The sequence below is a fragment of the Pseudomonas neuropathica genome (assembly GCF_015461835.1).
GTDB classification, from domain to species: Bacteria; Pseudomonadota; Gammaproteobacteria; order Pseudomonadales; family Pseudomonadaceae; genus Aquipseudomonas; species Aquipseudomonas neuropathica.
The window spans coordinates 43,154-64,671 of record NZ_JACOPX010000026.1 but is presented as its reverse complement, the minus strand read 5'-3'; the positions used below and the strand labels follow the sequence as shown (position 1 = coordinate 64,671).

The 21,518-nt window shown below is 60.4% G+C and carries 17 protein-coding genes; 11 read left to right on the top strand and 6 right to left on the bottom strand.

Annotated elements, in window-relative coordinates; all coding sequences use genetic code 11:
* Window positions 1–219: 219 nt before the first annotated feature.
* Window positions 220–1,530 (bottom strand): NAD(P)/FAD-dependent oxidoreductase, encoded by a 1,311-nt coding sequence (locus tag H8F23_RS27695; protein ID WP_194936470.1) that lies wholly within the window; start codon window positions 1,528–1,530, stop codon window positions 220–222.
* Between the two features lie 147 nt (window positions 1,531–1,677).
* On the opposite strand from H8F23_RS27695, the gene H8F23_RS27690 reads away from it, so the two are divergent.
* The gene (locus H8F23_RS27690; RefSeq protein ID WP_194936469.1) at window positions 1,678–2,031 is read left to right on the top strand and encodes a YkgJ family cysteine cluster protein; all 354 of its coding nucleotides are present in this window, start codon (window positions 1,678–1,680) and stop codon (window positions 2,029–2,031) included.
* Window positions 2,032–2,149: 118 nt separating this feature from the next.
* Here the strand turns inward: H8F23_RS27690 and H8F23_RS27685 are convergent, their stop codons facing one another.
* Window positions 2,150–2,638, bottom strand: coding sequence for an Lrp/AsnC ligand binding domain-containing protein (locus H8F23_RS27685; RefSeq protein ID WP_003177284.1), 489 nt, complete (start codon window positions 2,636–2,638; stop codon window positions 2,150–2,152).
* Window positions 2,639–2,794: 156 nt separating this feature from the next.
* Between H8F23_RS27685 and dadA the strand changes: the two genes are divergently transcribed.
* The 6 genes from dadA (at window position 2,795) to H8F23_RS27655 (ending at window position 9,125) form a co-directional block, all read left to right on the top strand.
* Entirely contained in the window at window positions 2,795–4,099 is a 1,305-nt protein-coding gene (gene dadA, locus H8F23_RS27680) for a D-amino acid dehydrogenase (protein ID WP_007920390.1), read from the top strand.
* Complete coding sequence (locus H8F23_RS27675; protein ID WP_194936468.1) at window positions 4,071–4,424, top strand: RidA family protein; 354 nt, start codon at window positions 4,071–4,073, stop codon at window positions 4,422–4,424. The genes dadA and H8F23_RS27675 overlap by 29 nt, the downstream gene beginning before the upstream one ends.
* Before the next feature lie 94 nt (window positions 4,425–4,518).
* Window positions 4,519–5,592, top strand: coding sequence for an alanine racemase (alr, locus tag H8F23_RS27670; RefSeq protein WP_194936467.1), 1,074 nt, complete (start codon window positions 4,519–4,521; stop codon window positions 5,590–5,592).
* Between the two features lie 88 nt (window positions 5,593–5,680).
* Window positions 5,681–6,229, top strand: coding sequence for a cupin domain-containing protein (locus H8F23_RS27665; protein ID WP_007920393.1), 549 nt, complete (start codon window positions 5,681–5,683; stop codon window positions 6,227–6,229).
* 181 nt (window positions 6,230–6,410) lie between these two features.
* Window positions 6,411–6,827, top strand: coding sequence for a c-type cytochrome (locus H8F23_RS27660; protein ID WP_194936471.1), 417 nt, complete (start codon window positions 6,411–6,413; stop codon window positions 6,825–6,827).
* Window positions 6,828–7,202: 375 nt separating this feature from the next.
* A complete protein-coding gene (locus H8F23_RS27655) occupies window positions 7,203–9,125 on the top strand; it encodes an acetyl-CoA hydrolase/transferase family protein (RefSeq protein WP_194936466.1) in 1,923 nt (640 codons plus the stop codon).
* A 128-nt stretch (window positions 9,126–9,253) separates the two neighbouring features.
* Here H8F23_RS27655 and H8F23_RS27650 read toward each other — a convergent pair whose 3' ends face one another.
* A complete protein-coding gene (locus tag H8F23_RS27650; RefSeq protein ID WP_007920398.1) occupies window positions 9,254–9,826 on the bottom strand; it encodes a xanthine phosphoribosyltransferase in 573 nt (190 codons plus the stop codon).
* 59 nt (window positions 9,827–9,885) lie between these two features.
* Window positions 9,886–11,895 carry a DNA helicase Rep gene (gene rep / locus H8F23_RS27645; RefSeq protein WP_122604549.1) on the bottom strand — a complete coding sequence of 670 codons (2,010 nt, stop codon included), beginning with the start codon at window positions 11,893–11,895 and terminating at the stop codon, window positions 9,886–9,888.
* Between the two features lie 262 nt (window positions 11,896–12,157).
* On the opposite strand from rep, the gene H8F23_RS27640 reads away from it, so the two are divergent.
* Window positions 12,158–13,831 (top strand): putative bifunctional diguanylate cyclase/phosphodiesterase, encoded by a 1,674-nt coding sequence (locus H8F23_RS27640; RefSeq protein WP_194936465.1) that lies wholly within the window; start codon window positions 12,158–12,160, stop codon window positions 13,829–13,831.
* A gap of 109 nt (window positions 13,832–13,940) precedes the next feature.
* On the opposite strand, the gene H8F23_RS27635 is transcribed toward H8F23_RS27640, so the two are convergent.
* Window positions 13,941–15,338, bottom strand: a complete 1,398-nt coding sequence (locus H8F23_RS27635) for a NorM family multidrug efflux MATE transporter (protein ID WP_095049340.1) — start codon at window positions 15,336–15,338, stop codon at window positions 13,941–13,943.
* Window positions 15,339–15,496: 158 nt separating this feature from the next.
* On the opposite strand from H8F23_RS27635, the gene H8F23_RS27630 reads away from it, so the two are divergent.
* The 3 genes from H8F23_RS27630 (at window position 15,497) to H8F23_RS27620 (ending at window position 20,012) form a co-directional block, all read left to right on the top strand.
* Window positions 15,497–16,417: a LysR substrate-binding domain-containing protein gene (locus H8F23_RS27630; RefSeq protein ID WP_194936464.1), complete on the top strand. Its 921-nt coding sequence runs from the start codon at window positions 15,497–15,499 to the stop codon at window positions 16,415–16,417.
* Between the two features lie 184 nt (window positions 16,418–16,601).
* Entirely contained in the window at window positions 16,602–18,578 is a 1,977-nt protein-coding gene (locus tag H8F23_RS27625) for a methyl-accepting chemotaxis protein (RefSeq protein ID WP_194936463.1), read from the top strand.
* 219 nt (window positions 18,579–18,797) lie between these two features.
* The gene (locus tag H8F23_RS27620) at window positions 18,798–20,012 is read left to right on the top strand and encodes an aldose 1-epimerase family protein (protein WP_194936462.1); all 1,215 of its coding nucleotides are present in this window, start codon (window positions 18,798–18,800) and stop codon (window positions 20,010–20,012) included.
* Here the strand turns inward: H8F23_RS27620 and H8F23_RS27615 are convergent.
* On the bottom strand, window positions 20,009–21,502 hold the full coding sequence (locus H8F23_RS27615; protein ID WP_194936461.1) for a YifB family Mg chelatase-like AAA ATPase: 1,494 nt from the start codon (window positions 21,500–21,502) through the stop codon (window positions 20,009–20,011). The two genes, H8F23_RS27620 and H8F23_RS27615, sit on opposite strands and share 4 nt — an antisense overlap.
* Between the last annotated feature and the right edge of the window lie 16 nt (window positions 21,503–21,518).

Genomic DNA, 21,518 nt, shown 5'->3' with positions numbered 1-21,518 from the left:
CCACACGTTGTTCGAACGTCCATCAAGCATTGAACATCTTGAGCACCGAAGGCAGAAGCGAACGGAGCAGAAGGCAGCTCAAGGCTGCCTTCTGCTTGAAACAGGTTTTACCGGACACTAGTGACGCTCTGCGTGGGAACGCCGCCCCGGACGCTCCGCGTCCGCTGTGACGCAGAGCGTCACTGGATGCATTCCCACGCAGAACGTGGGATCGATCAATCAGACCAACTCTTTCATCCGATGCCACAACATCCCCAACGCCAACAACGGCGAACGCAAATGCTTGCCGCCCGGGAAGGTGATGTGCGGCACCTTGGCAAACAGGTCAAAGCCACCGCTGTGCTGCCCGCTGATTGCTTCGGCGAGCAGTTTGCCCGCCAGGTGCGTGGCATTCACGCCGTGCCCGGAGTACGCCTGGGCGTAATACACATTCGGCTGATCCGCGAGGCGGCCGATCTGCGGCAAGCGGTTGGCGCCGATGCCGATCATGCCGCCCCACTGATAATCGATCTTCACACCCGCCAGTTGCGGGAATACCTCAAGCATCTTCGGCTGCATATACGCCGCGATGTCTTTCGGGTCGCGTCCCGAGTAATGGCAGGCACCGCCGAACAGCAGGCGGCGATCCGCCGAGAGCCGGTAGTAATCCAGCGCCACACGCTGGTCGCAGACCGCCATGTTCTGCGGCAGCAGGTCGTGCGCCTGCCCTTCGCTTAACGGCTCGGTAGCGATGATGTAGCTGCCGGCGGGCAGGACTTTGCCGCTGAGTTGCGGGTTCAGATCGTTGAGATAGGCATTGCAGCCAAGCACCAACGTCTTCGCGCGCACCGAGCCTTGCGCTGTATGCACCTTCACTTCAGGGCCGTAGTCGATACGGGTTACTGCCGAATGTTCGAACAGCTTCACGCCCAGTTGCTGCGCTGCTGCTGCTTCGCCCAAGGCCAGGTTCAGCGGATGCAGATGCCCGGAACCCATGTCGATCAAACCGCCGACATAGCGTTTGGAACCGACCACCGTGTGCATGTCGTGGGCTTGCAGCAAGCGGGTTTCGTAGCGATAGCCAAGGCCACGCAGTTCTTCGGCGTCTTCGGCAAAGCCTTCGAGGTCAGACGGTTTGTTGGCGAGGTCGCAATAGCCCCAGGTCAGGTCGCAGGCAATCTGAAAACGCTCGACGCGCTGGCGGACGATTTCCATCGCTTCCAGGCCCATCAGTTTCATCTCGCGCACGCCGTCGGCACCGATGACGTTGGTGAACTGATCGAGACCATGACCGACCCCGCGAATCAGCTGCCCGCCGTTGCGACCGCTGGCGCCCCAACCGATCTTGTGCGCTTCCAGCAACACCACGCTGAGGCCGCGTTCGGCCAGTTCCAGCGCCGTGTTCAACCCGGAAAAGCCGCCGCCGACCACACACACGTCGGCCAGCACGTCACCTTGCAACACCGGGTGATCGGGCTGCGGCAGGCTGCTGGCGGCGTAGTAAGAGGCAACGTGGGGTTGGCTCGCGGAGGTGAAGGCGCGGGCAGTCATAGGCGTCATCCAATGGCTAAGTGTCGAGAAAATTTGACGGAGCATAAGTCGCACGCCCGAACGTGGGCAACATTGGTCGGCCTGCGGTGTCTGGATCGCGGCTTTTGCGGCACAATTGCCGTCTATTCCTCCTCGGTCAGCGCTGCAATGAGCTGCAACAGCCAGAAAATCCGCACCTTGCGCCAGCAGATACCCTCGTTCGAGTGCGTGCCCGGCTGTCACGATTGCTGCGGTCCGGTAACCACCTCGCCCGAAGAAATGGCGCGCCTGCCGCGCAAGACCCGCGCCGAACAGGATGCGGCGATGGAAGAACTGAACTGTGTGCATCTGGGGCCGAATGGCTGCACGGTGTATGAGGAACGGCCGTTGATTTGCCGCTTGTTCGGCACGACCAAGACCTTGCCTTGCCCGAATGAGCGGCGCCCGGTTGAGTTGATTCATCCGCGGGTGGAGACGCAGATATTCGAGTACATGGCGGCGAATCGGCAGGTGTTGGTTTAACGCGTTCACTCGGAACCGAGTCGACGCCATCGCGAGCAGGCTCACTCCTACAGGGAAACGCATTCCAAATGTAGGAGTGAGCCTGCTCGCGATAGGGCCGGGTCGGGCCCGATAATCTTCAGTCTGGAATCGGCAGGCTCAGGCTCTCCTTCACCTCTTCCATCACGATATAGCTCTTCGACTCACGCACATGCGGCAGCTTCAGCAGAATGTCGCCGAGCAGCTTGCGGTACGAGGCCATCTCGGAAATCCGCGCTTTCACTAGATAGTCGAAATCCCCTGACACCAGATGACATTCCAGTACATGCGGCAATTTCAGCACCGCGCGTCGGAACTCCTCGAAAGTGTCGCCGGATTTGTAGTCGAGGCTGATCTCGACGAACACCAGCAAACTACCCTTCAAATGCTGCGGATTCAGCCGGGCGTTGTAACCCATGATGATCCCTTCACGCTCCAGACGCCGTACCCGTTCGGTGCAGGGCGTGGTGGAGAGGCCGACCTTTTCCCCAAGTTCGGTAAAGGAAATCCGCCCGTCCGCTTGCAGGATCCGCAAGATGTTGCGGTCGATCTTGTCCAGCTCACGTTTGGTCTGAGTGTTGGTACGCATAGGGGATGCGCCTCCGTGAAAAGGGTTTTTGCCGAGAATTGTCGCCAAATATAGGCGCTTATATAGTGAAAAGCACTGGCATTTCTTTTTTACACTGCGCGCATCATTGCTCTAACAACAGACGTACGCGGCCCTGCCGCGATGAGGGATACAAAAATGCGCGTAATGGTCTTGGGTAGCGGCGTCATCGGTACCGCCAGTGCTTACTATCTGGCCCGTGCCGGGTTTGAAGTGGTGGTGGTCGACCGGCAGCCAGCCGCGGCCATGGAGACCAGTTTCGCCAACGCCGGCCAGGTCTCGCCGGGCTACGCCTCGCCGTGGGCCGCGCCGGGCGTGCCGCTGAAGGCGATCAAGTGGCTGTTGCAGCGCCACGCCCCTCTTGCGATAAAAGCCACCGCCGACATCGACCAGTACCTGTGGATGGCGCAGATGCTGCGCAACTGCACCGCCAGCCGTTACGCGGTGAACAAGGAGCGCATGGTGCGTCTGTCCGAGTACAGCCGCGACTGCCTCGATGAACTGCGTGCGGAAACCGGTATCGCCTACGAAGGCCGCAGCCTCGGCACGACTCAATTGTTCCGCACCCAGGCACAACTGGATAACGCCGCCAAAGACATCGCCGTGCTGAAAGAATCCGGCGTGCCGTTTGAAGTCCTCGACCGCGCCGGCATTGCCCGCGTCGAACCTGCCCTGGCGGGTGTCACTGACATCCTCGCCGGCGCCCTGCGCCTGCCGAATGACCAGACCGGCGACTGCCAGATCTTCACCACGCGCCTCGCCGAAATGGCCGTGAAACTCGGTGTCGAATTCCGTTTCGGCCAGGACATCCAGAAACTCGACTACGCCGGTGATCGCATCAACGGTGTGTGGATCGACGGCAAACTGGAGACCGCTGACCGCTACGTTCTGGCGCTCGGCAGCTACTCGCCGCAACTGCTCAAGCCGCTGGGCATCAAAGCCCCGGTGTATCCGCTCAAGGGTTACTCGCTGACCGTGCCGATCACCAACCCGGCAATGGCCCCGACCTCGACTATTCTCGACGAGACCTACAAGGTCGCGATCACCCGTTTCGATAACCGTATCCGTGTTGGCGGCATGGCCGAAATCGCCGGTTTTGACCTGTCGCTGAACCCGCGCCGCCGCGAAACCCTGGAGATGATCGTCAACGACCTTTATCCTCAGGGCGGTAATCTGGCCGAGGCAAGCTTCTGGACCGGCCTGCGTCCGACCACCCCGGACGGCACGCCGATCGTTGGCGCCACGCCGTTCAAGAACCTGTTCCTCAACACCGGTCACGGCACGCTCGGTTGGACCATGGCGTGCGGCTCCGGTCGTTTGCTGGCCGATCTGATGGCGAAGAAAAAGCCGCAGATCAGCGCCGAAGGCCTCGATATTTCCCGTTACGGCAACAAGACCCAGGAGTCCGCAAAACATGTCAATCCAGCGCCAGCTCACCAATGAGCGCATGAGTCAGATCGTCAGCCACAACGGCACCGTGTATCTGGCCGGGCAGGTCGGCGACGACTTTGACGCCGGGGTTGAACAGCAGACCCGCGAGGTACTGGCCAATATCGAGCGCTTGCTCGATCTGGCCGGCACCGACAAACAGCATCTGCTGTCGGCGACGATCTACCTGAACGACATCGAAGCACACTTTGCCGGGATGAACTCGGTGTGGGACCAGTGGCTGCCCAAAGGCGCCGCCCCGGCCCGTGCCACCGTCGAAGCGAAAATGGCCAAACCGAGCATTCTGGTGGAAATTTCCATCGTCGCCGCGCTGCCGTAACCGTTGTAAAGATCCCTCTCCCGGCGCTGTTGGCGGTTCACGTCGTCAGTCGGCGCCGGTTTTTCTTCCCATGACCGCCTAGAAGTCTGCCGCCATGCGTCCTGCCCGTGCCCTGATCGACCTAGAAGCCCTGCGCCACAACTACCGAATTGCCCGCGAAGTCACTGGCGCCAAGGCGCTTGCGGTGATCAAGGCGGACGCCTACGGCCATGGCGCGGTGCGTTGCGCCCAGGCACTGGAAGCCGAGGCCGACGGTTTTGCCGTCGCCTGCATCGAAGAAGCGCTGGAGTTGCGCGCGGCCGGCATCAAGGCCCCGGTGTTGTTGCTCGAAGGCATCTTCGAGGCTGATGAGCTGGCGCTGGTTGTCGAGCATGATTTCTGGACCGTGGTGCACTCGCTGTGGCAGCTCGAAGCGATCGAGCAGGCAACACTGAGCAAGCCGATCACCGTGTGGCTGAAGCTTGATTCGGGCATGCACCGCGTTGGCCTGCATCCGAAGGATTATCCGGCGGCCTATCAGCGTCTGCTGGCCAGCGGCAAAGTGGCGAAAATCGTGTTGATGAGCCACTTCGCCCGTGCCGATGAACTGCACGCGCAGAGCAGCACCGAGCAAGTCGCGGTGTTTGAAGCGGCGCGCCAGGGGCTGGCGGCAGAAGTCAGCCTGCGTAACTCGCCGGCCGTGCTCGGTTGGCCACAGATTCACAGCGACTGGGTGCGTCCGGGCATCATGCTGTACGGTGCGACCCCGTTTGAAGAAGCCAACGCCGTCGCCGATCGTTTGCAACCGGTGATGACCCTCGAGTCGAAAGTCATCAGCGTGCGTGAACTGCCGGCCGGCGAGCCTGTAGGCTACGGCGCCAAATTCGTCACCGACAAGCCGATGCGCATCGGCGTGGTCGCCATGGGTTACGCCGACGGCTATCCGCGTCAGGCGCCGACCGGTACGCCGGTTTTGGTGGCGGGTAAACGCAGTCGCATTCTCGGTCGCGTGTCGATGGACATGCTCTGCATCGATCTGACGGATGTGCCGGAAGCCGACCTCGGTTCAACCGTGGAGCTGTGGGGCAAAAACATTCTCGCCAGCGAAGTGGCGCAGTGGGCCGACACCATTCCGTACCAGATCTTTTGCAACCTGCGCCGAGTGCCAAGGCTCTATTCCGAGGGTTAGGGCCGCTGCGGGGGCCAAGTGTTGTAAATACTGAACGCTGTCGCCATGATAACGCTCAATATTCTTACAACATCAGGAGGCTCCCGCCTTGGACGTCGGTGAACGACTGCAATCGATCCGCAAGCTCAAAGGGCTTTCCCAGCGTGAACTCGCCAAACGCGCGGGCGTCACCAACAGCACCATTTCGATGATCGAAAAGAACAGCGTCAGCCCTTCGATCAGTTCGCTGAGGAAGGTACTGGGCGGGATTCCCATGTCGATGGTCGAGTTCTTTTCCGAAGAAATCCTGCAGGAAGTCCCGACCCAGATCGTCTACAAGGCCAACGAGCTGATCGACATTTCCGACGGCGCCGTGACCATGAAACTGGTCGGCCGCGCGCACCCCAGCCGCGCCATCGCCTTCCTCAACGAAATCTACCCACCGGGTGCCGACACCGGCGAAGAAATGCTCACCCATGAAGGCGAAGAAACCGGGATTCTGGTGGAAGGTCGTCTGGAACTGGTGGTGGGTCTGGAAACTTTTATTCTCGAAGCCGGCGACAGCTACTACTTTGAAAGTACCAAGCCGCACCGTTTTCGTAATCCGTTCGACGCGCCTGCGCGACTAATCAGCGCAGCCACGCCGGCGAATTTTTAACAAAGAGGTGCCAAGCCATGATGGCAAAGGCATCCGGAGAGTTTTTCTACCGTGCGGTATAACCCCTTCGACTATGGGGTTGTTTCAGTGTGGCGGGCTACCCGCTATACTTCCGCCCGCCTGCGAACCGTGGCCGCAGGCGTGAATAGCCACCATTGAGGGTGAACGCGTGAACCTAATTATGAAAATGCTGGCTGCACCAGCAACCGTACTGGCCCTCTGGGCTGTCAGCGCTCAAGCTGCGACAAATGACGACATTGCCAAACGCCTCGAGCCGGTCGGCCAGGTGTGTGTGCAAGGTCAGGAATGCAAGGGGATGGAAGTTGCCGCTTCCGCAGGCGGCGGTGGCGGGGCGAAAACCCCGGATGAGGTGATTGCCAAGCATTGCAATGCTTGCCACGGTACCGGGTTGTTGGGCGCGCCGAAGATCGGTGACACCGCAGCGTGGAAAGAGCGTGCTGACCATCAGGGTGGTCTTGATGGCATCCTCGCCAAAGCCATCACCGGTATCAATTCGATGCCGCCGAAAGGCACCTGCGCCGATTGCTCGGATGCCGAGTTGAAGGGCGCGATCGAGAAGATGTCCGGCCTTAAATAAGGTGTGCATCTGATGAAAAAAACCGTCTTCGGACGGTTTTTTTGTGCCTGCGATACAAGAGCCCCTCATCGGAACGCCGCCCGCCCAGCCCTCTCCCGGAGGGAGAGGGGGCAGACCGCGGTGTCTTTCGCTATACATCGACCTGAAAGACCTTAGCGATTATGGATTCAGCACATCACTTTCACGTCGGCGTATCTTCACAGCAACCCCCAATCAGTCCCCTCTACCTCTGGGAGAGGGCTAGGGTGAGGGCAACAATTTCGGGTCGGAAAAACATTTCAAGAACAGCGCACGTTCACTCTGAAGCTGTTCATTGCAGCAAACTCAAGGCAAGCTCGGTCTACCCCTATTCACGGAACGGGCAGGAGGCTTCAGATGGTGCAGTTGTGTTCGATCGAACAGGCGGTGGACGACGTGCTGGCGCGGTTGCCGGCGCATATCCACATGGGCTTGCCGCTGGGGCTGGGCAAGCCCAATCACTTCGTCAACGCGCTGTACCGGCGGATCAAAGGCCTGCCCGAGCGGCAACTGACGATCTATACCGCGCTCTGCCTCGGCCGGCCGAACCTGGGCGATGGTTTGCAGAAGCGCTTTATCGAACCCTTCGTCGAGCGCGTCTTCGGTGACTACCCGGAGTTCGATTTCCTTGGCGATCTGCACCGCGACAGCCTGCCCGCCAACATCCGTATCGAACAATTCTTCATGCAGCCCGGCAGCCTGCTCAACAGCGCGCCGGCCCAGCAGGATTACGTCAGCAGCAACTACAGCCACGCCGCCCGAGACATCAACGCCGCCGGGCTGAACCTGGTGGCGCAACTGCTCGCCAGCAGCAGCGAACACCCCGACCGTTTAAGCCTGAGCTGCAACCCGGACATCACCCTCGACCTGTTGCCGATGATCGCCAAGCGCCGCGACGCCGGGGAGACCATTTTGCTGGTCGGTCAGGTGCACACCGATCTGCCGTACATGCCCGGCGATGCTGAAGTCGATATCGACACCTTCGACTTGCTGATCGATGCGAAGGACAGCAGCACGCTGTTTTCCACGCCGAACATGCCCGTGGGGTTTCAGGATCATTTCATTGGTTTGCATGCGAGTACGCTGGTGCGCGACGGGGGTACGTTGCAGATCGGCATCGGCTCGATGGGTGATGCACTGACTGCCGCGTTGCTCGCACGTCAAGCCGATAATGCCGGCTATAAAGCGCTGCTCGACGACATCAACCTCAGCCAATGGGCGCAGTTGATCAACCGCGAGGGTGGCACGGGGCCGTTCGCCAAAGGCCTCTACGGTTGCAGCGAAATGTTCGTCAACGGCCTGCTGGTGCTGGCGGATGCCGGGATCATCCGGCGCAAGGTCTACCCCGATGTGCCAACGCAGGAACAGGCTAACGCCGGCACCCTCGACGAGGCGGCGCAGACTGACGGCATCTCGGTGCACGGTGGTTTCTTCCTCGGCCCGCGCAGTTTCTACGAGCGCCTGCGCGAGTTGCCGCAGAGCAAGCGCCTCGAATTCAACATGACCCGCATCAGCTACATCAACGAGCTGTACGGGCAGGAAGAGCTCAAACGGTTACAGCGACTCGATGCGCGATTCATCAACACCGTGTTCACCATGACCTTGCTCGGTGCGGGTGTGGCGGATCAACTGGAAGATGGGCGGGTGCTCAGCGGTGTCGGCGGGCAGTACAACTTCGTTGCGCAGGGACATGCGTTGCACGATGCCCGGTCGATTTTGATTCTGCGTAGCTGGCGTGAATCCGGTGGCGACGTCAGTTCCAACATTGTCTGGGAATACGGCCACTGTACGATTCCAAGACATCTGCGCGATATCGTCGTGACCGAGTACGGCATTGCCGATCTGCGTGGTAAATCCGACGCAGTGGTGATCGAGTCATTGCTGAATATCAGTGACTCTCGCTTCCAGCAGGGTTTGATCGAGCAAGCGCAAAAGGTCGGCAAGCTGCCAAAGGATTTCCGCCTCGATCCGCGTTTCGCCGAGAACACCCCGCAACGCTTGCAGTCGATTGCCGCGAAGCATCCGAACCTGTTTCCGGAGTATCCGCTAGGTTGTGATTTCACTGCGATCGAACGGGATTTATTGCGGGCGCTGAACTGGCTGAAGAGCAAATTCAAACTCACCGAAATCCTCGAACTCGGCAAGGCGGCCCTCGATGCGCCGGAGGCTTCGCTGTATCCCGAGCATCTTCAACGCATGCAACTGACAAACCCGGAAGGCCTGAAAGAAGACCTCTTCCAACGCCTGCTGCTCACCGGCCTCAAAGCCACCGCACAATAACTACCGGACCCAAAACAACTGTAGGAGTGAGCCTGCTCGCGATGGCGGTGTTTCAGCCGACGAATATATCGACTGACACTACGCTATCGCGAGCAGGCTCACTCCTACAGGGGTGCTGCGGTGTGGCTTTATTCGATGAAGGTAACAACGCCATCCTTCAGCGATTTCACCCGAGCCAGCGATTCAACGCGATAGCCCTGCGAATCCAGCTCGGCGCGGCCGCCCTGGAACGACTTCTCGATCACGATGCCGAGGCCGGCAACGGTTGCGCCGGCCTGCTTGATGATCGAGATCAGCGCCTGCGAGGCCTTACCGTTGGCCAGGAAGTCGTCGATGATCAGCACGCGGTCACTGCTGGTCAGGTGGCGCGGGGAGATGGCTACGGTGCTTTCGGTCTTCTTGGTGAACGAGTAAACGGTCGCCGACAGCAGGTTTTCCGTCAGGGTCAGGGACTGTTGCTTGCGGGCGAAGATCACCGGCACGCCGAGGTTCAGACCGGTCATGATCGCCGGGGCGATGCCCGAGGCTTCGATGGTGACGATCTTGGTGATGCCCGAGTCCTTGAACAGCGAGGCGAATTCGTCGCCGATCAGCTTCATCAGGGCCGGGTCGATCTGGTGGTTCAGGAAGGCGTCGACCTTCAGGACCTGGTCGGAAAGCACAATGCCTTGTTCGCGGATTTTCTGGTGCAATGCTTCCATGAAGCTGTCCTCTTTTGGCGCTTTGTGCGCCGAAGGTCTAGTAAAAAAAGTGGTCAATTCTAGCGCTTTAACATCGCGCGTATATCGGCCAATGCGTTGTTGCCGCGCACGGCTTTGACTTCGGTCGGTGTGTCGTCGTTGCCTTCCCACGCCAGATCGTCCGGCGGCAGCTCATCGAGGAAGCGGCTCGGCGCGCAGTCGATGATCTCGCCGTACTGCTTGCGCTTGGCGGCGAAGGTGAAGGCCAGGGTCTGACGCGCGCGGGTGATGCCCACGTAGGCCAGGCGGCGTTCCTCTTCGATGGTGTCGGCTTCGATGCTGGAGCGGTGCGGGAGGATTTCCTCTTCCATGCCCATGATGAACACGTAAGGGAATTCCAGACCCTTGGACGCATGCAGCGTCATCATCTGCACGCCTTCGGCGCCATCCTCCTCTTCCTGCTGACGTTCGAGCATGTCGCGCAGGACCAGTTTGCCGATGGCGTCCTCGACGGTCATTTCGCCTTCTTCGTCCTTTTCAAGGGTGTTTTTCAACGCCTCGATCAGGAACCAGACGTTGCTCATCCGGTAATCGGCAGCCTTGTCGCTGGAGCTGTTGGTGCGCAGCCAGTTCTCATAGTCGATGTCCATGACCATGCTGCGCAGCGCCGAGATCGGATCCTCGCCGGCGCACTGCTCACGGACCTTGTCCATGAAGCGTTTGAAGCGCGACAGGCGATCGGTGAAGCGGCTGTCCAGATGCTCGCCCAGACCGATTTCGTCGGTGGCGGCGTACATCGATATTTTGCGTTCGGTGGCGTAGTTGCCGAGTTTTTCCAGGGTGGTCGAGCCGATTTCGCGGCGCGGCACGTTGATCACCCGCAGGAAGGCGTTGTCGTCATCCGGGTTGACGATCAGGCGGAAGTAGGCCATCAGGTCCTTCACTTCCTGACGGCCGAAGAAGCTGTTGCCGCCGCTCAGGCGGTACGGCACCTGGTGGTGCTGCAGCTTCAGTTCGATCAGCTTGGCCTGATAGTTACCGCGATAAAGGATGGCGAAATCGCTGTACGGACGGTCGGTGCGCAAGTGCAGGCTGAGGATTTCCATGGCCACGCGCTCGGCTTCGGCGTCCTCGTTGCGGCAGCGGATCACGCGGATCTCGTCGCCGTGGCCCATCTCGCTCCACAGCTGCTTTTCGAATTCGTGCGGGTTGTTCGAGATCAGCACATTGGCGCAGCGCAGGATGCGACTCGTCGAGCGGTAGTTCTGCTCGAGCATCACCACTTTCAAGGACGGGTAGTCGTCCTTGAGCAACATAAGGTTTTCCGGCCGCGCACCGCGCCAGGCGTAGATCGACTGGTCATCGTCACCCACCACGGTGAACTGGTTGCGCGTGCCGATGAGCATTTTCACCAGCAAATATTGGCTGGCGTTGGTGTCCTGGTATTCGTCGACCAGCAGGTAACGCACCTTGTTCTGCCACTTTTCGAGGATGTCGGCGTGCTCTTCGAAGAGTTTTACCGGCAGCAGGATCAGGTCGTCGAAGTCCACCGCGTTGAACGCTTTCAGCGTGCGCTGGTAGTGGGTGTAGACGATGGCGGCGGTCTGTTCCTTGGGATTGCGCGCGTTCTCCAACGCCTGAGGCGGCAGGATCAGGTCGTTTTTCCAGGCGCCGATCATGTTCTTGATCTCGTCGACGCCGTCGTCCCCCGCGTACTCCTTCTGCATGATGTCGGTCATCAGGGCTTTGACGTCGGTCTCGTCGAAGATCGAGAAACCGGGTTTGTAGCCCAGCCGCACGTGTTCCTTGCGGATGATGTTCAGACCGAGGTTGTGGAACGTGCAGACGGTCAGGCCGCGACCTTCGCCGGCCCGCAGCAGGGTGCCGACCCGCTCTTTCATCTCGCGCGCGGCCTTGTTGGTAAAGGTCATGGCGACGATGTACTGGGCACGGATGCCGCAGTTCTGGATCAGGTGCGCGATTTTGCGCGTGATCACGCTGGTCTTGCCGGAGCCAGCACCGGCGAGCACCAATAGAGGGCCGCCGACGTAGTTCACGGCTTCTTGCTGCCGGGGATTGAGTCGGGACATACGAAAATTCGGGAGTCGTTGACGAAATGGGCCGGCATTTTAACAGGCTCAGAGATTTGTGCTGCTCTCTCCGACTTGTGACGTACCACGCGATTCAAATTTGCCGGTTTTGTTACTTTCGCGGAGGATGCGCGGTGATTTTGCGGCTAATGTTCTCATTCGTGACACAAAATAACGTTTTGATAACCGTTGTCATTTGGTCATTGAACGGCGCAACGGCATAATGCCCCGCCCACATCATTGCAGAGTCTAGGGAGCTAGCTTGTCTACGCCTGTCGAACCCTTGCGTTTGCTGCTACTGGCCGAAGAGCCAGCGTGGACAGCGTTATTGCGTGAGTGTCTGGCTCCGATGGGGAGCGCGGCGGTGCTGATCAGCGCGCCGAGCTGGGATTCGGTCAGCAGTTTGTTCGAAGACAACCGTCATGCGGTGTTGTTGACCCTTCCGGCATTGCAACCGGCACCGGGCCGGTGCAGCCTGCCGACGGTCTTGCTGCTGGAGCATGAACCGGACACCGCGCCGGTTGGTGTCAGTGACTGGCTGGTGTTCGACGCCCTCGACGCCGGCATGCTGCGCCGCTGCCTGCGCCATGTGCGCGAACGCGGCGTTCTCGAAAACACCCTGCAACGCCTCGCCGAGCAGGATCCGCTGACCGGCATCGCCAACCGTCAGGGTTTCCAGACGTTGCTTGCTGCGCGGCTCGCGGAAAACGACGGTCGCGGCCTGGCCCTCGGGCATCTCGATCTCGACAACTTCCGCCACGCCAACGACGCGCTTGGCCATCAGGCGGGCGATCGCTTGATCCTGCAAGTGGTCGCACGGCTGAAAAGTCAGCTCGAAGCCGGTGATCAACTGGCGCGGCTGGGCAGCGATGAGTTTGCCCTGCTGATCGACACCCGCCGTGCACCGCAGCGCGCCGAGTGGATGGCCGAACGCATCACCGAAGCGCTCGCCGAACCGTACTGGGTCGATGGCGAAAGCCTGCTGATCGGCTCCAGTCTCGGCATCGCCCACGCCCGTGCGCAGGGCGGCGCCGATCCGCTGATGTGGCACGCCCACATCGCCATGCAGCAGGCCAAGAGCACCCAGGGCTGCACCTTCCATATCTTCAACGAACGCATCAACCGCAATGCGCGGAGCATGGCCGACCTCGAAAGCGAGTTGCGCCGAGCGTTGCGTCGCGATGAGCTGGAATTGCATTACCAGCCACGCCTGAATCTTGAGGATGGCCAGATTGTCGGCCTCGAAGCGTTGGTGCGCTGGCGTCATGGCGAGCGCGGTTTGCTGCCACCGAGTGAATTTGTCCCTTTGGCCGAGCAGAGCGGTTTGATCGTGCCGCTGGGTTACTGGGTGATTTCCCGAGCCCTGCGTGACATGCAGGCGTTGCGCGAGCGTGGGCTGCCGGCGCTGCACATGGCGATCAACCTGTCGTTCCGCCAGTTTCAGGACAGTCAGTTGTTGCCGACGCTGAGTCGCTTGATCGCCGAACGTGGCGTTGAAGCGCAATGGCTGGAGTTCGAACTGACCGAAACCGCCGTGATGCGCCGTAGCGATCTGGTCAAGCAGACCATGGACGCTCTCGGCCGTCTCGGTGTGCGCTTCTCGCTGGATGACTTTGGCACCGGGTTCTCGTCGTTCGTGCATCTCAATAGCCTGCCGATCACCTTGCTGAAGATCGACAAAAGCTTTGTCGGCGGCATGGAGCAGCGCGAAGAGAACCGCAAACTGGTGCACGCGATGATCAATCTCGCGCACAACCTGCATCTGGAAGTGGTGGCGGAGGGGGTGGAAACCCCTGAACAGCTAGAACTGTTGCGCGGGTTTGGTTGCGATCAGGTGCAGGGTTATCTGATCAGCCGGCCGTTGCCGTTGGCGGAGTTGGTTGAGTACCTGACGTTTGGCTCAAGCCAGCAGCCAGCCCTCGAGATCGTAAACTGAACACATAACCCCTGTAGGAGTGAGCCTGCTCGCGATAGCGATCTACCAGTCAACATTTGTTTCGACTGACACACCGCTATCGCGAGCAGGCTCACTCCTACAAGGGATCTCAGTCGGTCTGAGGAACTGTGAACTGACTTGATGACGCAGGCTCCAGCCGAATCATCCGCTTCATCTTCCATTCAAACGCCAGCGTCAAACTCACCGCCGCACACGCCAACCCCAGCGCCAATCCCCACCAGACGCCCGTCGGCCCCCAGTTCAAATGGAACGCCATCCACCATGCCGCCGGTGCGCCAATCAGCCAATAGCAAGCGAGCCCGACCAGAAAAGTGGTTTTTGCATCCTTGAGTCCACGAATGCAGCCCATGGCAATCGTCTGCGTGCCGTCGAACAGCTCGAACCACGCCGCCACCGCCAGCAGGCTCACCGCCAGGCGAATCACCTCGGCAAACGCCGGATCATTGTGATCGAGGAACAACCCGACCAACTGGTTCGGCAATAGCCAGAACACCATCGCGAATCCCAACATCACCACCGCGCCAAAGACGATCCCGACCCGCCCGGACATCCGCGCATCACTCAGTTGCCCGGCGCCGTAATGCTGGCCGACGCGCATGGTGATCGCGTACGACATCCCCGCCGGCACCATGAACGCCACCGAGACAATTTGCAGGGCAATCTGGTGCGCGCCCAATTGCGTGCTGCCCATGGTGCCCATGCACAGAGCTGCGAACGCGAACAAGCCGACTTCCACCGCATACGTGCCGCCGATTGGCAGGCCGAGACGCCACAGTTCTTTGAGATATTGCCGGTTGGGCCGCGACAAGCCTGCACGCAATGGATAAGCGTCATAGGCCGGATGCCGGCGGATGTGCCAGGCCAGCGCCAACGCCATGCAATTGGCGACAATCGCTGTGACCAGGCCGATCCCCGTCAGGCCCATTTTCGGCAGACCGAACATGCCGGTGATCAGCGCGTAATTGAGCAGGAAATTCGCCACCGTGCCGGCCAGGCTGATGACCATCACCGGTGTCGCCCGGCCGATTGCACTGGTGAAACCGCGCAGGGCCATGAAGCTCAGGTAGCCGGGCAGGGCGAAGGGCAGGGCAATCAGGAATTGTCCGGCCGCGTTGACGTTGGTTTCGGTCTGGCCGAACAGCAGCAACACCGGCTTCAGGTTCCATAGCAGCAACCCGGCGCCCAGCGCCATCAGCCACGCCAGCCACAATCCGGCCTGGGTCAGACGCGCAGCGCCAATGATGTCGCCGGCGCCCTTGCGAATCGCCACCAATGTGCCGACCGCTGCAATCACGCCGATGCAGAAAATCGACACGAACGAATAAGTCGCCGCACCGAGACCGCCGCCCGCGAGCGCTTCAGGACTCAGGCGCGCCATCATCAACGTGTCAGTCAGCACCATCAACATGTGCGCCAACTGTGAAGCAATCAACGGCCCTGCCAGCCGCAGAATGGCCCAGAGTTCGGTACGCACAGGATGCTGCATGGTCATCACCACTCAATTTCAGAGGGAACAGGAGACCGTCGATTCTCGGCGCTTGGCGGGCTTTGCACAAAGGGATAAAAAGGATGGGTGGCATGATTAAAACTCATCCTGAGTAAACGGTTTAAGATTGGCTTTATCCCGCTATCGGAGCTTTCTGCATGTCTCGTCGTCTTCCTCCCTTGTATGCCCTGCGCGCATTTGAAGCGGCGGCGCGACATAGTTCGTTCACCCGGGCTGCCGAGGAACTGTCGATTACCCAGAGTGCGGTGAGTCGGCATATTCGGACCCTCGAAGATCACTTCGCCTGTCGGCTGTTTCATCGCAGCGCGCGCAATCTGCAACTGACTGAAGCGGCGCGGTTGCTGCTGCCCGGGATCCGCGAAGGCTTCAGCGCGCTGGAGCGGGCCTGCAATACCTTGCGTGCCGAGGACGACATTTTGCGCATGAAAGCGCCCTCGACCCTGACCATGCGCTGGTTGCTCGCGCGCCTGAGTCGCTTCCGCCATTTGCAGCCTGGCAACGAAGTGCAACTGACCAGTGCGTGGATGGACGTCGATTCGGTGGACTTCAACGATGAGCCGTTCGACTGCGCGGTGCTGTTGAGTGACGGGCATTTTCCGCCGGATTGGGAGGCGAGCCTGCTGTTTCCTGAAGAGCTGATTCCGGTGGGGGCGCCAAACCTGTTGAATGATCAGCCGTGGGATCTGGCTCGACTGGCTTGCACCGAATTACTTCACCCGACACCGGACCGGCGCGATTGGCGCAGTTGGCTGGAACACATGGGGCTGTCCGATCAGGTGTCACTCAAGGGGGGGCAAGTGTTCGATACCCTCGAATTGGGCATGATCGCGGCGGCGCGCGGGTACGGTGTGTCGATGGGCGACCTGTTGATGGTCGCCGAAGATGTGGCGCAGGGAAGGCTGAGCCTGCCGTGGCCAACCGCGGTCGCCAGCGGTTTGAATTACTACCTTGTATGGCCAAAGACCCGCCCGGGAGGTGAACGTTTGCGCCGTCTCAGCGACTTTCTGCAAAGCGAAGTCCGCGCCATGGAGTTGCCGGCAGTCGCGCGCTTGAGCTGAAACGTTAGAGCCGCCACAATGCCGGCCTTGTGCCATAACCTTGTTTTCCGCTCAAGTATTTGGATCCACCGCCGAATACGTGCTTGTGGAACCGTCGTGCCGGTATCCACGATTCACCCCCACAACCAGAAAAATTTCCGAGTCGAGATCAAGGAGGATCCCGTGGCTCGGCCAGGAGCTGTCCATGTCTCAACCTCGCGCTCGGATCTCCTCGCAGCTGGGCCTCGCGCTCGCTGTAATACTGGCGATAGTTATCAGTGGCAGTACGGTGTTCGCCTTGCGTTCGCTGGACTCCGCCAACCTCGCCACCCGTGAAGAGCATCTGGCCAGTGAGGCGCGGCTGCTGGCCGACCAACTGAGCACCTTCCACGGCACGCTGCGTGAAAGCACCCAGCGCCTGAGCGGGCTGTTCGAGAAGCGCTTCAGCGCAGGTCTGAGCATTCACCCTAGTGAGCCGGTGAATGTTGCCGGCACCCAGACCCCGGGTCTGCATCTGGGCAGCGAAGTGCTGAACAACAACTTCAAGGAAGTCGACGAGTTCAAGCAGATGACCGCCGGCGTCGCCACACTGTTCGTGCGCAGCGGCGAAGACTTCATCCGCGTCAGCACTTCGCTGACCAAACAGGATGGCACCCGTGCCATCGGCACCTTGCTTGATCACGCGCACCCGGCCTACGCGAAGTTGATGGCGGGGCAGGGTTACGTCGGTCGCGCCTTGCTGTTCGATCGCTCCTACATGACCCAATACACCCCGGTGCGCGATGGCAGCGGCAAGGTGATTGCGGTGCTGTTCGTTGGTTTCGATTACACCGACGCGCAGAACATCCAGTTCGATAACCTCAAGCGCTTCCGCATTGGCCAGAGCGGTTCGCTGGCGTTGCTCGACGAGCAAAACAAATGGCTGGTCGCGCCAGCGGGGGTGCAGGCGCTGGATCAAGCCGTTCCGGTGATCAAAGGTTTGGCTGCAAAGCCGGGCAAGGGTGAGTTCTGGAGCGACACCTCGGAAGATTTCTACAGCATTGCCGTGCCGTTCGATGGCGGGCCATGGTCGGTCGTGGCGAGCATGCCGAAAGCCGAGATCCGCGCGGTGACCTGGAGCGTGGGTACGCAACTGGCCATTGGCAGTCTGTTGGCGATGCTGCTGGCGGTCGGATCTGTGGTCTGGCTGCTGCGCAGCAAACTGGCGCCTCTGGGGGATCTGGTGCGTCAGGCCGAGGCCTTGGGCGCCGGTGATCTGAGCGTTCGCCTGAACGTATCGAGCAACGATGAAATCGGTCAGTTGTCGCGCGCGTTCAACCAGATGAGCCAGGCGCTGTCGACCATGGTCGAGCACATCCGCCGCTCTTCGGAAGAGGTCAATAGCCGTGCCCAGGCCCTGTCCGGTTTGTCCGGTGGTGCGTATGAAGGCATGGAGCAACAATCTGGCGAAATCACCAGCATGGCCGGCGCGGTGGAAGAGTTCAGTGCGACGTCGTTGAACATCGCCGACAACATGGGCGCGACCCAGCGTCTGGCGCAGGAAAATGCCCAGCAAACGCAGATTGGTCGCAGCTCGATGGAAGAGGCTTCGTCCTCGCTGGAGCAAATTGCTGGCGCCTTGAACAGCACCGCCACCGTGATCAACACCCTCGGTCAGCGTTCGCAGGAAATTGGCGGCATCGTTGGCGTGATTACTTCGATTGCCGAGCAGACCAATTTGCTGGCGCTCAACGCTGCAATCGAGGCAGCCCGTGCCGGTGAGCAGGGTCGTGGCTTTGCTGTGGTGGCTGATGAGGTGCGCAGCCTGGCCTCGCGCACCCGTCAGGCGACGGATGAAATTTCCAGCATGATCCACAGCATCCAGCAGGAAACCGGCAACGCGATCAGCACCATGGAGCAGGGCAATGTGCTGATGCAGGAAGGTTTGTCGCGCAACGCCAACGTGGCGTCGGCGCTGGCGCGAATCGATGAACAGAGCCGTTCGGCGGGGCAGCAGTTTGCCGCGATTACCACGGCGACGCAGGAGCAGAGCAGCACCGCGACGTTGCTGAGCAGTAACCTGCAGAGCATTGCGTTGGCCAACAGTGAGCAGCGTGAGGTGGTGTCGAACCTGGCGGTGACGGCTAAAGAGCTGGAGAAGCTGGCGGCGGATCTGCGTTCCGAGGTTGATCGCTTCCGTTGATGAATGGCTGAAATCGCTATCGCTAGCAGGCTCACTCCTACGGGTGTATCGGTTGGTCGCAATGTTTGTGATCACTGAAGATCCCTGTAGGAGTGAGCCTGCTCGCGATTGGCTCACTGCCAATCTTGGATAAAACACTCGAGCTCTTGATCTTTCATACTTGCTGAAACGTTTCCGCAGCGCTATAAAAATGGCACAACTCCAATAAAGGCTGCTGCCATGACCCCGCTCAAACTCGCCGTCGCCCTCGGCGCCTTCACTGCTGCTTCCCACGCCATGGCTTGGGATTACGTCCTTCTCGATACCAACAAGCCCGCGCAAAACTGGACCATCACCAGTGAGCAGCTCGGTGTGAAAACCGCCAAACCCTTCTCCGTGAGCCTGCGTACCTTGCACGGTGGGCGGCAAGAAGGCGTCAGCATCGTCGATATCGATAACGGCACGATGAAACTCTCGGTGGTGCCCACCCGAGGCATGAACGTCTTGCAGGCTTCTGTCGGCAACGTGCGGATGGGGTGGGATTCGCCGGTCAAGGACGTGGTCAACCCGGGCTTTATCGAGCTCAACGGGCGTGGTGGGCTGGGTTGGCTGGAGGGCTTCAATGAACTGGTCGCCCGCTGCGGTTACGAATGGGTCGGCCATCCCGGCATCGACAATGGCGAACTGCTGACCTTGCACGGCCGCGCCGCCAACATCCCGGCCAGCACCGTCACCCTGCACATCGATGAAAAGCCGCCCTACGCCATCAGCCTGCGTGGCGAATTGAAAGAACAGGCCTTCAAGAAAGTCGACTTTTCGGTCGTCACTGAACTGGTCACCGAACCCGGCAGTGTGCGCTTTGCACTCAACGATACGCTGACCAACAACGGCGACTATCCAAAGGAATACCAGGCGCTGTACCACAGCAATTTCAGCACGCCGTTCCTCGAGGAGGGCGCACGATTTGCTGCGCCGGTAAAACAGGTCTCGCCGTTCAACGACAAGGCCAAGGGTGATCTTGCGGACTGGCAGACCTATCGCGCGCCGACCAAGGACTATGACGAAACCGTCTACAACGTCGTGCCTTACGCCGATGCCAAGGGCGAAACCCTGACTGTGCTGCACAACAAGGCGGGCAGCCTCGGTGTTTCTGTTGGCTTCAATACCCAGCAGTTGCCGGTGTTCTCCCTGTGGAAAAACACTGACACCCAAGGGCAGGGCTATGTTACGGGGCTGGAGCCGGGCACCAGTTTTTCCTACAACCGTCGCTATCAGCGTCCGCTGAATCTGGTGCCGACCATCGCACCCGAGGAACACAAACAGTTCCAGATCAGCTACAGCCTGCTCGCAGACAAAGGCGCAGTGGATAACGCCTTGAAGCGCGTGACCGAGATTCAGGCCGGGCGCGAGACCGAAGTGCGGCAGACGCCGTTGGTGGATCTGACCGAGCATTAAGGTATCGCCGGCCGATATTGCAGTGCCTCGGCCAAGTGTTCGCGTTTGATTGCATCGACTTGCTCAAGGTCTGCCAGAGTGCGGGCGACCTTGAGCAGGCGATGGGCCGAGCGCAGCGAAAGCGTCAGGCGTTCACAGGCTGACTCCAACCAATTCTCATCGGTTGTGGATAACTTGCAGTGTTTTTTGAGTCCTGGCAGATCGAGAAACGCGTTGGCGCAGCCTTGACGCTTTTGCTGTCGTTCGCGAGCCTCGGCTACCAGTGCTGCGGCGCTGGCGCTGTCTTCTCCCGGCTTTACCTGCGGGTTCAACGCCGTCGCTTCCCGCGCCACTGTCAGGTGCAAGTCGATCCGGTCCAGCAACGGCCCCGACAGTTTGTTGCGATAGCGCTGCACCATGTCCGGCGTGCAGGAACACTTGCCACTCGGCTCGCCAAGATATCCACAGGGACACGGGTTCATCGCCGCCACCAACTGAAATCGCGCCGGGAAACGCACGCGATCCTTGGCCCGGGCAATCACGATATGCCCGGACTCCAGCGGCTCGCGCAGCACCTCCAGCACCTTGCGATCAAACTCCGGCAGTTCATCGAGAAACAGTACGCCGTGGTGGGCGAGGGTGATCTCGCCGGGTTGCGGTTTCGAGCTGCCACCAACCAGTGCCGGCCCGGAGGCCGAGTGGTGCGGTTGACGAAAGGGACGCTGCGGCCAATGGGTCAGCGGTGCGCCACTGGCGACGGACTGAATCGCCGCGACCTCCAAAGCTTCACTCTCGGCCAGCGGCGGCAACAGTCCCGGTAATCGACTGGCCAGCAATGTCTTACCCGTCCCCGGCGGCCCGCTGAACAGCAAGTTATGGGCACCCGCAGCGGCAATCAGCAACGCCCGTTTCGCCGCCACTTGCCCCTGCACTTCATTCAAGTCGGGATAAGGCTTGCTGGCATGCATCAACCCGTCGGAGACATAGGGCTCAACCGGCGTATGCCCATTGAAATGCGCCACTGCCTCCAGCAAATGATCCACCGCAAACACCTTCAATCCCGAAGCCAGACACGCCTCCTCGGCATTCGCTCGCGGCACTACCAACGCACGACCCGCCTTGCGCGCCGCCAACGCTGCCGGCAACACCCCACGCACCGCTCGTACGGCGCCGGACAACGCCAACTCACCCAGACATTCCACATCATCCAGCGTCAGACACGGCACCTGCACACTCGCCGACAGAATCCCCAAGGCAATCGCCAGATCAAACCGCCCGCCATCCTTGGGCAGATCCGCCGGCGCCAGATTCAAGGTGATCCGCCGCGCCGGAAACTGCAGCCCGGAATTGATGATGGCGCTGCGCACCCGATCCTTGCTCTCCTTCACCGCCGCCTCGGGCAGCCCGACCATGGTCAGCGACGGCAGACCGTTGGCCAGATGGACTTCGACGGTGACAGCGGGGGCTTCCACGCCTATCTGGGCGCGGCTGTGGACGATGGAGAGGGACATGGTCGTTCCTTGAGCT

Excerpts from the sequence above, each read along its gene's own strand:
- H8F23_RS27655 (WP_194936466.1), top strand. The coding sequence starts at position 7,203 with ATGGTGCAGTTGTGTTCGATCGAACAGGCGGTGGACGACGTGCTGGCG.
- alr (WP_194936467.1), top strand. The coding sequence starts at position 4,519 with ATGCGTCCTGCCCGTGCCCTGATCGACCTAGAAGCCCTGCGCCACAAC.
- H8F23_RS27615 (WP_194936461.1), bottom strand. The coding sequence starts at position 21,502 with ATGTCCCTCTCCATCGTCCACAGCCGCGCCCAGATAGGCGTGGAAGCC.
- H8F23_RS27660 (WP_194936471.1), top strand. The coding sequence starts at position 6,411 with ATGAAAATGCTGGCTGCACCAGCAACCGTACTGGCCCTCTGGGCTGTC.
- rep (WP_122604549.1), bottom strand. The coding sequence starts at position 11,895 with ATGTCCCGACTCAATCCCCGGCAGCAAGAAGCCGTGAACTACGTCGGC.
- H8F23_RS27625 (WP_194936463.1), top strand. The coding sequence starts at position 16,602 with ATGTCTCAACCTCGCGCTCGGATCTCCTCGCAGCTGGGCCTCGCGCTC.
- H8F23_RS27630 (WP_194936464.1), top strand. The coding sequence starts at position 15,497 with ATGTCTCGTCGTCTTCCTCCCTTGTATGCCCTGCGCGCATTTGAAGCG.
- dadA (WP_007920390.1), top strand. The coding sequence starts at position 2,795 with ATGCGCGTAATGGTCTTGGGTAGCGGCGTCATCGGTACCGCCAGTGCT.
- H8F23_RS27675 (WP_194936468.1), top strand. The coding sequence starts at position 4,071 with ATGTCAATCCAGCGCCAGCTCACCAATGAGCGCATGAGTCAGATCGTC.
- H8F23_RS27650 (WP_007920398.1), bottom strand. The coding sequence starts at position 9,826 with ATGGAAGCATTGCACCAGAAAATCCGCGAACAAGGCATTGTGCTTTCC.
- H8F23_RS27690 (WP_194936469.1), top strand. The coding sequence starts at position 1,678 with ATGAGCTGCAACAGCCAGAAAATCCGCACCTTGCGCCAGCAGATACCC.
- H8F23_RS27635 (WP_095049340.1), bottom strand. The coding sequence starts at position 15,338 with ATGCAGCATCCTGTGCGTACCGAACTCTGGGCCATTCTGCGGCTGGCA.
- H8F23_RS27695 (WP_194936470.1), bottom strand. The coding sequence starts at position 1,530 with ATGACTGCCCGCGCCTTCACCTCCGCGAGCCAACCCCACGTTGCCTCT.
- H8F23_RS27685 (WP_003177284.1), bottom strand. The coding sequence starts at position 2,638 with ATGCGTACCAACACTCAGACCAAACGTGAGCTGGACAAGATCGACCGC.
- H8F23_RS27620 (WP_194936462.1), top strand. The coding sequence starts at position 18,798 with ATGACCCCGCTCAAACTCGCCGTCGCCCTCGGCGCCTTCACTGCTGCT.